General features: G+C 42.7%; 14 protein-coding genes. 10 read left to right on the plus strand and 4 right to left on the minus strand.

Going from position 1 to position 14,011, the window contains the following annotated elements:
- Positions 1-43: 43 nt before the first annotated feature.
- The 4 genes from ABNE31_RS11120 to ABNE31_RS11135 all read right to left on the minus strand — a co-directional run bounded on the left by ABNE31_RS11120 (position 44) and on the right by ABNE31_RS11135 (position 2,961).
- A complete protein-coding gene (locus ABNE31_RS11120) occupies positions 44-589 on the minus strand; it encodes a hypothetical protein (RefSeq protein ID WP_293284800.1) in 546 nt (181 codons plus the stop codon).
- A gap of 93 nt (positions 590-682) precedes the next feature.
- Positions 683-817 (minus strand): hypothetical protein, encoded by a 135-nt coding sequence (locus ABNE31_RS11125; RefSeq protein ID WP_257024048.1) that lies wholly within the window; start codon positions 815-817, stop codon positions 683-685.
- A gap of 175 nt (positions 818-992) precedes the next feature.
- On the minus strand, positions 993-1,409 hold the full coding sequence (tsaE, locus tag ABNE31_RS11130; RefSeq protein ID WP_293284797.1) for a tRNA (adenosine(37)-N6)-threonylcarbamoyltransferase complex ATPase subunit type 1 TsaE: 417 nt from the start codon (positions 1,407-1,409) through the stop codon (positions 993-995).
- Between the two features lie 7 nt (positions 1,410-1,416).
- Positions 1,417-2,961 carry a PglZ domain-containing protein gene (locus ABNE31_RS11135; protein WP_349351174.1) on the minus strand — a complete coding sequence of 515 codons (1,545 nt, stop codon included), beginning with the start codon at positions 2,959-2,961 and terminating at the stop codon, positions 1,417-1,419.
- Positions 2,962-2,998: 37 nt separating this feature from the next.
- Here ABNE31_RS11135 and ABNE31_RS11140 point away from each other — a divergent pair, with 37 nt between their 5' ends.
- The 10 genes from ABNE31_RS11140 to ABNE31_RS11185 all read left to right on the plus strand — a co-directional run bounded on the left by ABNE31_RS11140 (position 2,999) and on the right by ABNE31_RS11185 (position 13,909).
- A complete protein-coding gene (locus ABNE31_RS11140) occupies positions 2,999-4,222 on the plus strand; it encodes an HD domain-containing protein (RefSeq protein ID WP_349351175.1) in 1,224 nt (407 codons plus the stop codon).
- Positions 4,223-4,245: 23 nt separating this feature from the next.
- Positions 4,246-5,283 (plus strand): UDP-3-O-(3-hydroxymyristoyl)glucosamine N-acyltransferase, encoded by a 1,038-nt coding sequence (gene lpxD, locus ABNE31_RS11145; protein ID WP_349351176.1) that lies wholly within the window; start codon positions 4,246-4,248, stop codon positions 5,281-5,283.
- Complete coding sequence (locus tag ABNE31_RS11150; RefSeq protein WP_179385754.1) at positions 5,264-6,676, plus strand: bifunctional UDP-3-O-[3-hydroxymyristoyl] N-acetylglucosamine deacetylase/3-hydroxyacyl-ACP dehydratase; 1,413 nt, start codon at positions 5,264-5,266, stop codon at positions 6,674-6,676. The genes lpxD and ABNE31_RS11150 overlap by 20 nt, the downstream gene beginning before the upstream one ends.
- Positions 6,677-7,462, plus strand: a complete 786-nt coding sequence (gene lpxA / locus ABNE31_RS11155; protein ID WP_179385755.1) for an acyl-ACP--UDP-N-acetylglucosamine O-acyltransferase — start codon at positions 6,677-6,679, stop codon at positions 7,460-7,462.
- A 4-nt stretch (positions 7,463-7,466) separates the two neighbouring features.
- Positions 7,467-8,033 (plus strand): elongation factor P, encoded by a 567-nt coding sequence (gene efp, locus ABNE31_RS11160; protein ID WP_349351177.1) that lies wholly within the window; start codon positions 7,467-7,469, stop codon positions 8,031-8,033.
- A 5-nt stretch (positions 8,034-8,038) separates the two neighbouring features.
- Complete coding sequence (locus ABNE31_RS11165; RefSeq protein WP_349351178.1) at positions 8,039-8,974, plus strand: UDP-3-O-(3-hydroxymyristoyl)glucosamine N-acyltransferase; 936 nt, start codon at positions 8,039-8,041, stop codon at positions 8,972-8,974.
- Between the two features lie 62 nt (positions 8,975-9,036).
- The gene (gene sucD / locus ABNE31_RS11170) at positions 9,037-9,909 is read left to right on the plus strand and encodes a succinate--CoA ligase subunit alpha (protein ID WP_179385758.1); all 873 of its coding nucleotides are present in this window, start codon (positions 9,037-9,039) and stop codon (positions 9,907-9,909) included.
- A gap of 383 nt (positions 9,910-10,292) precedes the next feature.
- A complete protein-coding gene (gene fabG / locus ABNE31_RS11175; RefSeq protein ID WP_179385759.1) occupies positions 10,293-11,042 on the plus strand; it encodes a 3-oxoacyl-[acyl-carrier-protein] reductase in 750 nt (249 codons plus the stop codon).
- A gap of 4 nt (positions 11,043-11,046) precedes the next feature.
- Complete coding sequence (locus tag ABNE31_RS11180) at positions 11,047-13,080, plus strand: vWA domain-containing protein (RefSeq protein WP_349351179.1); 2,034 nt, start codon at positions 11,047-11,049, stop codon at positions 13,078-13,080.
- A gap of 13 nt (positions 13,081-13,093) precedes the next feature.
- Positions 13,094-13,909, plus strand: coding sequence for a prohibitin family protein (locus ABNE31_RS11185; RefSeq protein ID WP_293284781.1), 816 nt, complete (start codon positions 13,094-13,096; stop codon positions 13,907-13,909).
- Positions 13,910-14,011 lie beyond the last annotated feature (102 nt).

The raw sequence follows: 14,011 nt of genomic DNA on the forward strand, positions 1-14,011 counted from the left end.
TGCAGTAAATCTATTCAAGATACCTAAAGGTATTCGAGCAAATTTACATTTTTTTTGAAGCAGTCTTTCTGCGCTGTTCCAATTTCTCGCGCTCTTTGCGCAATTCCTCTTTTTCCTTAAGAATTTGAAGCTCGGTATCCATCGCATCCAAATCAATGCCGTGCACGTGTTTGTCCACCAATTTTACCCTAATAAAATACACAATGGGTATGACCACCATGGTCACTGCAATGACGTACAGAATTTCGTTTTCATCGATCCGTTCACTATTTGAATAATTCAGTACAGTGAATAACTGGAAGCTGTACATAGCTATGGGAATCAAAATGGCATGGTACCACCAGTTTTTGGAGGTAACGAACCAAATGACCAATAAGAGTAAGGGCACTACTTTGTTCAAATAGTAATAAAATGCCAAACTAACATCATCGAAACCATTGTGACCGAAGTCTATACCAAGGAATGTCCATGTTTCGGCACCAACGGGTAAATACTTGTATCCATAAAATAAAAGAGGGGATATGGCGATAAATAACGCTACCACACCCTCAATAACAAACTTCTTTCTGATTCTGGCCTTGTCCTTCATTGTTGTAGATAACTAAAAAAAGGACGGATTATTGTAAAAAAAATAATCCCTTCTCGAAAAAAGGGATTATTGCTTCAATTAGGATAAAGTCGACTATAATTTCTTAAGCTGACTTTTTTTAATGCTAGTAGTTTGGTCACTGTCAGCTTTAACAACGCTTGTTGAAACAGCGGTCATTGCCAAAAATGCAACAGCTAGCAATCCAAAAAAAACTTTTTTAGTGTTCATCGTAAAAGAGTTTTTGGTTAATAAATGAATTCATTCACAAAGCAAATGTAGGAAAATATTTCAACTAACCATACCTTTTATCGATAAAATTGGTTTTTTAACGTAAAAAAATGTCATTTCATCGAAATCGGCTTGCCCTGTGCAATAATTTCTTTGAAGATAGACCGATTGTGTTTTAAGAAACATTTAACTCGATTGAACGCGTGCTTTCTTCGATAAAGTGCAAGAATACCCCCACAGCATCTTCGGGCAAAAGGGAGGCGACCTTATTGGGCCATTCTATAAATAGCCAGGCATTGGAATTCAAATAATCCTCGAAGCCCATGTCCAAGGCTTCCATTTCATCCTCAAGGCGATAAAAATCAAAATGATAGGCTAGGGGCACCTCATTTGCATCGCAATATTCATTTACAAGTCCGAACGTAGGGCTGTTGGCAATGTCTACGGCACCGAGCTCCTTTACCATTGCTTTTACCAAAGTCGTTTTGCCCACACCCATATCTCCATACAGGCACAACACTTTGTTGGGTGCGTTTTGAAGGACCTCTTTGGCTATATGGTGGATATCATCCAACTGAAATTGTCTCTTCACGCTTTGTTTATTTGGGGTCCAACACTACAAAGGGAACAATCATTTCCTCCAAGGAGACTCCACCATGCTGATAGGTGTTCCTGTAATAACTCACATAGTGGTTGTAATTGTTCGGGTAGGCAAAAAATAGATCGTTTTTGGCAAAAATATAACTGCTGCTCAAATTGATGTTGGGCAGATGTATTTCTTGCGGATTTTTGGTCGATAGCACATCCTTTTCTTGATAGGTAAGACTTTTCCCGGTCTTATACCTTAGGTTAAGACTGGTTTCGCGATCACCGATTACCTTGGACGGTTGTTTCACATTGATGGTGCCGTGGTCCGTGGTCAAAATCAACTTCATGCCCAAATCCTGCGCTTGTTGAATGATTTCCAACAAAGGTGAGTTTTTGAACCAGCTCAAGGTCAAGGAGCGGTAGGCCTTGTCGTTGGAAGCCAGTTCCTTTACCACTTCCATTTCGGTTTTGGAGTGGGATAGCATGTCTACGAAATTATAGACCACTACGGTCAAATCGTTGTCTTTTTGAGCCCTAAAGTTTTGGGCCAATTGTTTCCCTTGCTTTAGGTTGTTGATTTTGTGGTATTCCCATTTAAGGTCGAGCCCCAAGCGTTTGAGCTGCTCTCCCAGAAATTCGGATTCGCGAAGATTTTTGCCACCTTCGTCGGTATCGTTTTTCCACCAATCAGGATATTGTTTTTCCATGTCGGCCGGCATCAGGCCAGAGAAGAGGGCGTTACGGGCATATTGTGTAGCGGTGGGCAAAATACTGAAATAGGCACACTCTTGTTTCTTTTTATAATGTACCGATAGGGTTTTCTCGAACGCCAGCCATTGATCGTACCGCAAATTATCAATGACGACCAAAAGGGTTTTGTGGCCTTCCAGTTCGGGCTGGATTTTGTTTCTGAAAAGCGTATGGGACATCACCGGGGCATCACCTTCCTTGAACCAACTTTTATAATTCTTGTCCACAAACTTCCCGAACTGCGAATTGGCCTCCACTTTTTGAGATTCCAATATCTCGAACATCCCCGAATCCTCTATTTGTTCCAGCTCGAGCTCCCAATAGATCAATTTCTTGTATAGCTCTACCCATTCTTCTTGGGAGTTGATCATGGAAAGGTCCATGGCAATTTTCCGAAATTCCTGCTGATAGTTCGCCGTGGTTTTTTCTGAGACGAGGCGGGAATTGTCCAAACTCTTTTTTAAGGCAAGTAGAATCTGGTTGGGGTTGACTGGCTTAATGAGGTAATCGGCAATTTTGGACCCGATGGCCTCGTCCATAATATATTCCTCTTCGCTTTTGGTGATCATCACCACGGGAATGGAGCCGTCGTATTTTTTGATTTCGGTCAAGGTTTCCAAGCCAGAAAGCCCTGGCATATTCTCATCCAAAAAAACAATATCAAAAAAGTCTTCCCGAATTTCCTCAAGCGCATCTTGGCCACTTTGGCTGGTGACCACCTTGTACCCTTTGCTCTCTAAAAACAGGATGTGGGGTTTTAAAAGGTCTATCTCATCATCGACCCAAAGAATTGTAATCTTGTTCATATAGTGATTATCTTTGTGGGAATTAAAACGAAAAACTTTGGTAAAAACCAATAAGCTTCATGTTTTCAACGATCCAATTTACGGTTTTATTGGAACTCCCAACGAACTAATTTTTAGTCTCATCTCGCATCCTTACTTCCAACGGTTGAGGCGCATATCCCAAATGGGGCTTTCTTATTTGGTCTACCCCGGAGCCCACCACACCCGGTTTCACCATGCCTTGGGAAGCATGCATTTAATGACGAAGGCCATTCAGGTGTTAAAAGTAAAAAATGTTGAGATCACGGAGGCTGAAGAAAAAGGTTTGTTGTGCGCCATTTTACTTCACGATATTGGGCACGGCCCGTTTTCCCACGCTCTGGAAGGCTTTGTGGCAAAAGAAATAAGTCATGAGCAGATTTCTTTGCGCTTTATGATGGAGCTTAACAGGGAATTCAATGGTCAGCTGGATATCGCCATTTCCATCTTTAAAGGGGATTATCCAAAACCGTTTTTGAACCAATTGGTCTCAAGTCAACTGGACATGGACCGTTTGGATTACCTTAAACGGGATAGCTTTTATTCTGGGGTTACCGAAGGAAATATCAATTCGGAACGTTTGATTTCCATGCTCAATGTGGTGGATGGCAATTTGGTTTTGGAAGAAAAAGCAATCTATGCCGTAGAAAAGTTTTTGATGGCCCGAAGGTTCATGTATTGGCAGGTATATCTCCACAAAACCGGATTGGTGGCCGAACAATTGCTGGTGCGCATCATGCAACGGGCCAGATGGTTATTGAGCCAAGGGAAGAGTTTGGCAGGCAGTGAACCGCTATTGTTTTTTTTAAAGAACAATGGTACCTTAAACTTCGATAAGGAAGTGCTGGAAACATTTGCGAAATTGGATGACATTGATATCCTGGGCGCATTAAAGGGCTGGCAGTCCAACGAAGATTTTGTGCTTTCCAAATTGTGTGGAATGCTACTGGAACGAAGACTTTTGCACGTAAAAGTGAAAAAGCGGCCCATGGCGCAAGAAAAATTGAATGAAAAATTGGATTGGATCATCAAAAAGCATGATCTTTCCGTTGAAGAAGCTTCCAATTTTGTGTTTGAGGGCGAGATTTCCAATAAGGCCTACAGTAGGGACGAGGCAATTCAGATTTTGAAAAAGAACGGAAAAATTTCGGATGTACTTAAGGAGTCGGACCAACTTAGCTTGAAAGCTTTGGCAAAAACGGTCACCAAATATTACAGCTGCTATCCGAAGAAAGCCGTTTAACAAATTTTGTTACTTTTGCACCAATGAAATTTACAGCTACCCAAATTGCCGGAATCTTAGAAGGGGAAGTTGAGGGAAACCCTCAAATCGCTGTCCATAAACTGTCCAAGATCGAAGAAGGCGAAAAGGGCTCTTTGACCTTTTTGGCCAATCCAAAATACACCTCTTATATTTATTCTACCAAAGCTTCCATTACCATTGTGAACAAGGATTTTGTGCCGGAGCAATCCATTTCTACCACCTTGATAAAGGTAGATGACGCCTACAAATCCTTTTCCAAGCTTCTGGAATATTACAATCAAGTAAAAAATAACAAAGTTGGGATTGAAAATCCCTGCTACATTTCCGAGACTGCCACTTACGGTAATGAATTTTACTTAGGGGCCTTTGCTTATTTGGGCGACAATGTAAAAATCGGGGATAACGTAAAAGTCTATCCCAACGCATATATTGGTGATAATGTAAGTATTGGCGATAATGTCATCGTTTTTGCTGGAGCCAAAATATATTCAGAGACCATTATCGGCAACAATTGCGTGATACATGGCGGAGCCATTATCGGGGCCGATGGTTTTGGATTTACGCCGAATGCCAACGGCGAATACAGCAAGGTGCCACAAACAGGAAACGTGATCATTGAAGATAATGTAGATGTTGGTGCGGGAACGACTATCGATAGGGCAACTTTGGGCTCCACTATTTTGAGGAAAGGCGTCAAATTGGACAACCAAATCCAGATTGCACACAATGTAGAGATTGGAGAAAACACTGCCATTGCTGCACAGACGGGGGTTGCTGGCTCAACCAAAATCGGCAAAAACTGTTTGATCGGAGGCCAAGTCGGTATCGTAGGACACATCACCATAGGGGATAGGGTCCGTATCCAAGCCCAATCGGGTATCGGAAGAAATGTAAAAGATGATGAAGTGCTGCAAGGTTCTCCAGCCTTGAATTATGGCGACTTCAACAAATCATATGTACACTTTAAGAATTTGCCCAAGCTGGCAAATCAAATCTCTAACATCGAAAAAAGAGTAAAAGGTGAGCAAACCAAGCAATAAACAACGCACCATAGCCAAAAAAGTAACGCTACAAGGTGTAGGACTGCATACAGGCGAAAATGTGACCATGAGCTTCCTTCCCGCTGAGGAAAACCACGGTTTTGCCTTTAAAAGAATTGACCTGGAAGGGGAACCCATCATCGAGGCAGATGCCAATTATGTGGTGAATACCCAAAGAGGGACCAATCTGGAAAAAAACGGTGTAAAAATCCATACATCAGAGCATGTGTTGGCAGCACTGGTAGGGCTGGACATAGATAACGTGCTCATTGAATTGGACGCACCTGAACCGCCTATTATGGATGGTTCTTCCAAATTTTTTGTGGAAGCCTTGGAAGAGGCCGGTATCGTGGAACAAGAACAGGAACGCGAGGAATATGTGGTAAAGGACGTTATTTCCTATAAGGATGAGACCACTGGGAGCGAAATCACCATCATCCCCGCAGATGAGTACCAAGTGACCACTATGGTCGATTTTGGTACCAAGGTGTTGGGCACGCAAAATGCCACTTTGGAAACCATGTCCGACTTTAAAACGGAGATTGCCGATTCCCGCACCTTCAGTTTTTTGCACGAACTGGAAATGTTGTTGGAAAATGGACTTATAAAAGGTGGGGATTTGAATAACGCCATCGTTTATGTGGATAAAGAGATTTCTGAATCCACCATGAAAAAATTGGAGAAAGCCTTCGGAAAGGAAAAGTTATCGGTGAAGCCCAACGGTATCTTGGATAATTTGACCTTGCACCACCCGAATGAGGCTGCTCGGCATAAACTTTTGGATGTGATTGGGGATTTGGCCTTGGCCGGAACACGTATCCGAGGCAAGGTAATCGCCAACAAGCCCGGACACTTTGTGAACACGCAGTTTGCCAAAAAATTGTCCAAAATCATCAAAATAGAAAAAAGGAACAAGGTTCCCAGCTATGATTTGAATCAAGAACCCTTGATGGATGTGAACGAAATCATGGCCAGATTACCACACCGTCCACCCTTTTTATTGGTGGATAAGATTTTGGAACTGTCGGACACTCACGTAGTGGGCGTGAAAAACGTGACCATGAACGAGCCATTTTTCGTAGGGCACTTCCCAGGAGCACCTGTAATGCCAGGAGTACTGCAGGTGGAGGCGATGGCCCAAACAGGCGGAATCTTGGTGCTGAGTACGGTTCCAGACCCTGAAAACTACCTGACCTTCTTCATGAAGATTGACAAGGTGAAATTTAAACAGCAAGTAGTGCCGGGGGATACCTTAATATTTAAGTGCGATTTGATTTCTCCCATCAGGCGAGGTATTTGCCACATGCAGGCGTATGCGTATGCCAATGGAAAATTGGTGTCCGAAGCTGAGTTGATGGCACAAATCGTAAAAACAAAAAATACAGATTCGTAGATGAACCAACCATTAGCATATGTACACCCAGGGGCCAAAATCGCCAAAAACGTGGTTATTGAGCCCTTTACCACCATACATAATAATGTAACCATAGGGGAAGGCACTTGGATTGGTTCCAATGTCACTATTATGGAAGGAGCACGTATCGGAAAAAACTGCAGCATCTTCCCAGGAGCTGTTATTTCGGCCATGCCCCAAGACTTAAAATATCAAGGAGAGGACACCACCGTTGTGATCGGTGATAATACCACCATTCGGGAATGTGCCACCATTAATAAAGGTACCTCCGACCGTATGAAGACTGTTATCGGAAACAATTGCTTGATCATGGCCTATTGCCACGTAGCACACGATTGTTTGGTGGGGGATGGCTGTATCTTCAGCAACAACTCCACGTTGGCAGGTCACGTCACCATTGGCCAAAATGTGGTTTTGGCGGGAATGGTGGCGGTTCATCAATTTGTATCCATAGGCAACCATGCTTTTGTAACAGGAGGTTCCTTGGTGCGTAAAGATGTACCTCCCTATGTAAAGGCAGCACGGGAGCCGCTATCCTATGTGGGTATCAATTCCATCGGATTGCGAAGAAGAGGGTTTGAATCGGACAAGATTCGCGAAATCCAGAACATTTATAGAATACTGTATCAACAAAACTACAACAATTCCCAGGCGGCATCCATCATTGAAGCGGAGATGGAGGCAACTCCAGAAAGGGATGAAATCCTTCAATTTATAAGGGATTCGCAGCGAGGAATTATGAAAGGTTATTTTAGTTCAAATTAAATTTATGGCAAGTACTTCTGATATAAGAAAAGGGTTGTGCATCCGGTACAACAACGACATCTATAAGATTATAGAGTTTCTCCATGTAAAACCAGGTAAGGGACCTGCTTTTGTCCGTACCAAACTGAAAAGTGTGACTACTGGAAAAGTGGTCGACAATACGTTTTCTGCTGGGCATAAAATCGAAGATGTCCGCGTAGAAACTCGTTCGTACCAATATCTCTACAATGAAGGTGACACCTATCATTTTATGAATACGGACGACTACACCCAAATTGCTTTGCAAAAAGATGCACTTGATGCATCTGACCTTTTAAAGGAAAGCGAAGTGGTGACCATTATTTTCAATGCAGAGGACAATTCGCCACTTTCGGTGGAAATGCCCGCAAGTGTGGTGTTGGAAGTAACGCACACCGAACCCGGAGTGAAAGGAAATACGGCCACTAACGCGACCAAACCTGCTACTGTGGAGACAGGAGCAACGATCAATGTACCCCTATTTATTAATGAGGGTGACAAGATCAAAATCGATACGGAGAAAGCGGCCTATTTGGAACGTGCCAAAGAATAGATGGAATGAAATTCCCTAAAACCTATACTTTAAAGGAAATTTCGGAAATCATTAAAGCCGATTTTGTAGGGCCTGATGACTTCCCCGTTCTGGGCATGAACGAAATCCATGTGGTCGAGGAGGGCGATATCGTATTTGTGGACCATCCCAAATATTATGATAAAGCGCTTCAATCGAAGGCCACAGTGGTGCTCATCAATAAAGAAGTGGAATGCCCAGAGGGCAAAGCTTTATTGGTATCTGATGACCCTTTTCGGGATTTTAACAAACTGACCCGCCATTTTAAACCCTTCAAAAGTGCAGCTTCATCCATCGCTGAAACAGCCGAAATAGGAGAGGGAACTGTGATTCAACCGAATGTTTTCATTGGTAATCACGTAAAAATTGGCAAGAATTGCGTCATTCACCCCAATGTGACCATTTATGATGGATGTGTACTTGGTGACCATGTCACCATCCATGCAGGAACCGTGCTCGGTGCTGATGCATTCTATTACAAAAACCGCCCCGAAGGTTTTGATAAATTGCTTTCTGGAGGGAACGTGGTTATCGAGGACCATGTGGATATCGGCGCGGGATGCACCATAGACCGAGGAGTTACTGGGTCAACCACCATTGGTAGAGGTTCCAAATTAGATAACCAAATCCAAGTGGGGCACGACACAGTAATAGGCAAAAAATGTTTGATTGCTTCTCACGTAGGCATTGCAGGATGTTGCATTATCGAGGACGAAGTAACGCTTTGGGGGCAAGTAGGTATCACCAGCGGAGCGACTATTGGCAAAAAGGCGGTGATTTTGGCCCAATCCGGTATTTCAAAATCACTCCAAGGAGGTAAAACGTACTTCGGTTACCCGGCCGAGGAAGCACGTGAAAAGTTGAAACAGATTGCATCCATCAAAAGGATACCGGAAATCTTGCAAAAACTCAAAAAGATTTAAAAAATCAATAGATAAAAACTTTAGTAAACCATATTTTTGTATTTCTACATTAAGTTAAATATATGAGCGTCTTAGTAAACAAGGATTCAAAGATAATTGTACAAGGATTTACCGGTAGTGAAGGAACATTCCACGCCGAACAAATGATCGAATACGGAACCAACGTGGTTGGTGGCGTTACCCCTGGAAAAGGAGGTCAAGAACATTTGGGGAAACCAGTTTTCAACACAGTGGAAGAAGCTGTAAAAGAAGTGGGTGCCGACACCACGATTATTTTTGTACCGCCCGCTTTTGCTGCGGATGCCATTATGGAAGCTGCCGATGCAGGAATCAAAGTAATCATTACCATTACCGAAGGTATTCCTGTTGCCGATATGGTAAAAGCCAACGATTACATCAAGGATATGGATTGCACCTTGATCGGTCCAAACTGTCCGGGTGTAATTACTCCCGGAGAAGCCAAGGTAGGCATCATGCCCGGCTTTGTTTTCAAAAAGGGAAAAGTGGGAATCGTTTCAAAATCCGGAACACTAACGTATGAAGCTGCAGACCAAGTGGTGCGTCAAGGTTTGGGAATTACCACTGCCATTGGGATTGGTGGAGACCCCATTATTGGTACTACTACCAAAAAAGCGGTTGAACTATTGATCAACGACCCAGAAACCGAATGTGTGGTGATGATTGGGGAAATTGGAGGTCAATTGGAGGCTGAGGCAGCCAGATGGTATAAGGAAAGTGGCAGCAAAAAGCCCGTTGTTGGCTTTATTGCTGGCGAAACTGCACCTGCAGGACGTACCATGGGTCACGCTGGAGCCATTGTGGGCGGTAGCGATGATACGGCCCAAGCCAAGAAAAAAATCATGCGCGATTGCGGTATCCACGTAGTGGATTCTCCCGCTGAAATTGGCGTAAAAGTGAAAGAAGTGGTTGGGTAACCAACCGTTAAAACCATACTAAATCCCGTTTTATGCGGGATTTTTTTTCGTCTAAACATAAAACAACAACTATATTTGACCAGTTTTGGATTTTGAACCTAAAAATAGCTTGAAGTGTCAGTTCGAGTGATTTTGAGGAACGAAAAATCGTATCGAGAACCGTTAAAATTAAAATTCTGTTTCTCGATACAAATTTCACTTCCACTGTCGTGAAATCGACTCGAAATGACGAATTTTAGTAAAAACGGAAATAACCAATAATTTAGTCAACAACCATTCAAACACAATCATAGTATGAAATGAGCCATAACAATTTTGGACACTACTAAAAGTGTTTATTGGCGAATTGCATCTGATAGTTAGAAACAAATAAATATCCACAGATGAAACTTTTGGAAGGGAAAAACGTAATCATAACAGGAGCCAGTAGGGGAATCGGTAAAGGAATTGCAGAAGTATTTGCAAAACATGGTGCCAATGTGGCATTTACCTACAGTTCCAGCGAAGGTCCTGCCTTGGAATTGGAAAAGGAATTGACCGAAATGGGCGTTAAAGCCAAAGCCTATAAAAGTAATGCCGCCAGTTTTGAAGACTCTGAAGCCCTTGTGGCCCAAGTTCTAGAGGATTTTGATGGTAGAATAGATGTATTGATCAACAACGCTGGAATCACCAAAGACAATTTGTTGATGCGTATGGGGGAAGCTGATTTTGACCAAGTTATCGAAATCAACTTAAAGTCTGTGTTTAACATGACCAAAGCGGTACAACGCACCATGTTGAAACAACGCAAGGGCTCCATTATCAATATGAGCAGCGTGGTAGGGGTGAAAGGGAATGCGGGGCAGACCAACTATGCCGCTTCCAAAGCAGGAATGATCGGGTTTACCAAATCCGTAGCCTTGGAGCTGGGTTCCAGAAACATTCGCTGCAACGCCATTGCCCCAGGTTTTATTGAAACTGAGATGACCGAGAAATTGGACGAAAAAACGGTTCAAGGTTGGAGGGAAGGCATTCCATTGAAACGTGGTGGAAGCCCCGAGGATGTGGCCAATGCTTGCGTATTCTTGGCATCGGACCTTTCCGACTACGTAACAGGGCAGGTATTGAATGTTGACGGTGGAATGTTAACCTAAATGAATGGAGTTGAGCACGGTATTTCTTATTGTTATAGCAGTAGCTGCCGCGCTTACGCTTGTCTATTTTCAATATTTTTATAAAAACCCTAGAAAGGGTTCAAGGCATATAATATTGGCCGCATTGAGGTTTGTCACCTTGTTCTGCGGCCTTTTGCTTTTGATCAATCCTAAGTTTGTGAGCAAGGATTATTTTGTGGAAAAAGCAAACTTGATTTTTTTGGTGGACAATTCCAGCTCAATGGAGGATGCCACTTCCGAATCCGAAATATCGCAAGCCATAACACAACTGAAAGCGAATGATGCAGTGAACGAAAGGTTCAAAATTCATCAATATGGATTTGGGAATACCGTCTCGGCAACTGATTCCATACGGTTTAACCAAGGAAATACTGATGTTTCCAACGCACTTTCCACGTTGAACGAAGTTTTTGTAAATGGCAACAATGCCATATTGCTATTTTCCGATGGGAACCAAACTTTGGGCAGGGATTATGGATATGTAAAATTGAACGAGAATACGAGCGTTCATCCAGTAGTTGTGGGAGATACCACCCAATACGAGGATATTGCGGTTGGACTCATCAACGTGAATAAATACGCCTTTCTACGAAATAGTTTTCCGATAGAAACTTCTATTCGGTATCAAGGTACCCGGCCGATTTCGAGCACGGTGACCATTTCCATCAACGGGAGTAGGGTGCACCAAGAACGTGTGAATCTCAACGCAACCAAGAACAGTCAAACCTTGAATACTTTGGTCGAGGCTCAAAGTGTGGGGGTCAAAACGATTACCATTCAAGTGGAGGCCTTGGACAAAGAGCGAAATACTTCTAATAATATCAAAGAAACCGCTATTGAGGTCATAGACGAAAAAACCAATGTGGGTATCGTTTCCGATATACTTCATCCGGATATTGGAACGTTAAAAAAATCCATTGAATCCAACGAACAACGGTCCGTTACACTATTAAAACCCACCGCAGACCAATCCCAACTGGAAGAAATGGGAGTGATTATTTTGTATCAGCCTAATCGTAATTTCAGAAATGTGTACACATTTTTGGAAAATTCAGGAGCCAATTATGTTACCATTACAGGAAGTGAAACGGATTGGAATTTTTTGAATGGCATTCAGAAGAGCTTTTCGTTATCTGGCAGTAGGCAACCCGAAGATATTCTCCCTGTTTTGAACAATGCCTTTGGGCTTTTTGGACTAAGCGATTTTTCCGTAGATGGGTTTCCGCCACTAAAAGGTACACTGGGCGATATTGAACTGAATAAAGAGAGTGAAGTTTTGATGTTCCAACAATTGCAGGGCGTCCAACTAGACAAGCCTTTATTTGCAATTTTGACTGCGTCCAACACCAAGGAAGCCGTACTTTTTGGGGAAGATATCTGGCGATGGAGGGCACAAGTATATCGTAACGACCAAAATTTTCAAAGATTTGATGATTTTATAGGTAGTTTGATGGTCTATTTAGGCTCGAACAAACAGCGAAATCGATTGGAGTTGGACTATGAGCTGGTGTTCGACAACGCCAGCATGGCCAAAATCAGGGCTTCCTACTTTGATGAAGCCTACCAATTTGATGGCAATGCCAGTCTGTCCATTTCCATCAAGGGAAAAGACAATGATTTTTCGAGAGAAGCGCCTATGTTGTTGAAAGGAGCTTTTTACGAAGTGGATTTGAGTGACTTGGAGGCTGGCGGGTATAATTTCACTGTTACCGTAAAGGGCGAGAATTTGAGTCGTTCCGGTTCTTTCCGAATCTTGGATTTTAACCCAGAAAAGCAACTCATTTCCTCAGATTATAAGAAAATGGATCGATTAGCCAACAACAATAAGGGGCGATTGTACTTTTTAGATCAGTTGGACGAACTAGAAACCAATTTGATTTCATCACAAGAATTTCTCCCTGTTCAAAAGAGCAGGGATAATGTTGTATCTTTGATAGACTTCCGTATTCTGTTGGGAGTAATGGTACTTTCCTTAGCTACGGAGTGGTTTGTCAGAAAATATAATGGATTAATATAAATAGTGATTAAACATGGATAAATTACCAAAGATTGCGCTGCCGGCTTTGGCAGCGATTATTTTCTTGATTATCATCATTTCCAAATCGGCCATAACCATTGGCTCCGGGGAAGCTGGAGTGCTTTACAAGACCTTTGGTGGCGGTGTGGTTACCGAGGAGCCTCCATTGAGCGAAGGTTTCCATTTGGTGGCACCTTGGAACAGGGTCTATATCTACGAAGTGAGGAGACAAGAAGTATTTGAAAAAATGAAAGTATTGTCATCCAATGGTCTGGACATTCAATTGGATGCATCGGCTTGGTACAAGCCTAAGTACAACGAGCTAGGGAAACTGCACCAAGAAATCGGGGAAGACTACCTCAATCGTATAATTCTGCCTACCATACGATCTGCGGCGCGTAGTGTAGTGGGTCGATATACCCCAGAGCAGCTCTATTCCAGTAAAAGGGATGCCATCCAGAACGAGATTTTCGAGGAAACTAAGAAAATTGTGAGCGAGCAGTATATTGAGTTGGATGATATTTTGGTCCGCGATGTTACCTTGCCACCTACTATCAAAGAAGCCATTGAGCGTAAATTGAAAGAGGAGCAAGCATCATTGGAGTATGAATTTAGATTGGAACGTGCACAAAAAGAAGCGGAACGGCAGCGTATTGAGGCCCAAGGTAAGGCGGATGCGAACCGAATTTTGAGCGCATCGCTTACGGACAAGATATTGCAGGACAAAGGTATAGAAGCCACATTAAAATTATCGCAATCTCCCAATGCCAAGGTGGTAGTGGTAGGTTCCGGTGATGATGGCCTTCCATTAATTTTGGGAAATAACTAATTTTCGCTTTTTTGATATAAAAATATGTCCTACTTTTGAAGCGTAATGAGAAACAAAAACACACATCATCATTTTTACACTTGCTCTCAAGCGAGGTAGAAA

Source organism: Flagellimonas sp. MMG031 (assembly GCF_040112705.1).
Classification (GTDB): domain Bacteria; phylum Bacteroidota; class Bacteroidia; order Flavobacteriales; family Flavobacteriaceae; genus Flagellimonas.

Bases quoted from the DNA above. Each gene is read 5' to 3' on its own strand.
- ABNE31_RS11120 (WP_293284800.1), bottom strand. From the start codon at position 589: ATGAAGGACAAGGCCAGAATCAGAAAGAAGTTTGTTATTGAGGGTGTG.
- ABNE31_RS11185 (WP_293284781.1), top strand. From the start codon at position 13,094: ATGGATAAATTACCAAAGATTGCGCTGCCGGCTTTGGCAGCGATTATT.
- lpxA (WP_179385755.1), top strand. From the start codon at position 6,677: ATGAACCAACCATTAGCATATGTACACCCAGGGGCCAAAATCGCCAAA.
- ABNE31_RS11135 (WP_349351174.1), bottom strand. From the start codon at position 2,961: ATGAACAAGATTACAATTCTTTGGGTCGATGATGAGATAGACCTTTTA.
- ABNE31_RS11125 (WP_257024048.1), bottom strand. From the start codon at position 817: ATGAACACTAAAAAAGTTTTTTTTGGATTGCTAGCTGTTGCATTTTTG.
- efp (WP_349351177.1), top strand. From the start codon at position 7,467: ATGGCAAGTACTTCTGATATAAGAAAAGGGTTGTGCATCCGGTACAAC.
- ABNE31_RS11165 (WP_349351178.1), top strand. From the start codon at position 8,039: ATGAAATTCCCTAAAACCTATACTTTAAAGGAAATTTCGGAAATCATT.
- lpxD (WP_349351176.1), top strand. From the start codon at position 4,246: ATGAAATTTACAGCTACCCAAATTGCCGGAATCTTAGAAGGGGAAGTT.
- ABNE31_RS11180 (WP_349351179.1), top strand. From the start codon at position 11,047: ATGGAGTTGAGCACGGTATTTCTTATTGTTATAGCAGTAGCTGCCGCG.
- fabG (WP_179385759.1), top strand. From the start codon at position 10,293: ATGAAACTTTTGGAAGGGAAAAACGTAATCATAACAGGAGCCAGTAGG.
- sucD (WP_179385758.1), top strand. From the start codon at position 9,037: ATGAGCGTCTTAGTAAACAAGGATTCAAAGATAATTGTACAAGGATTT.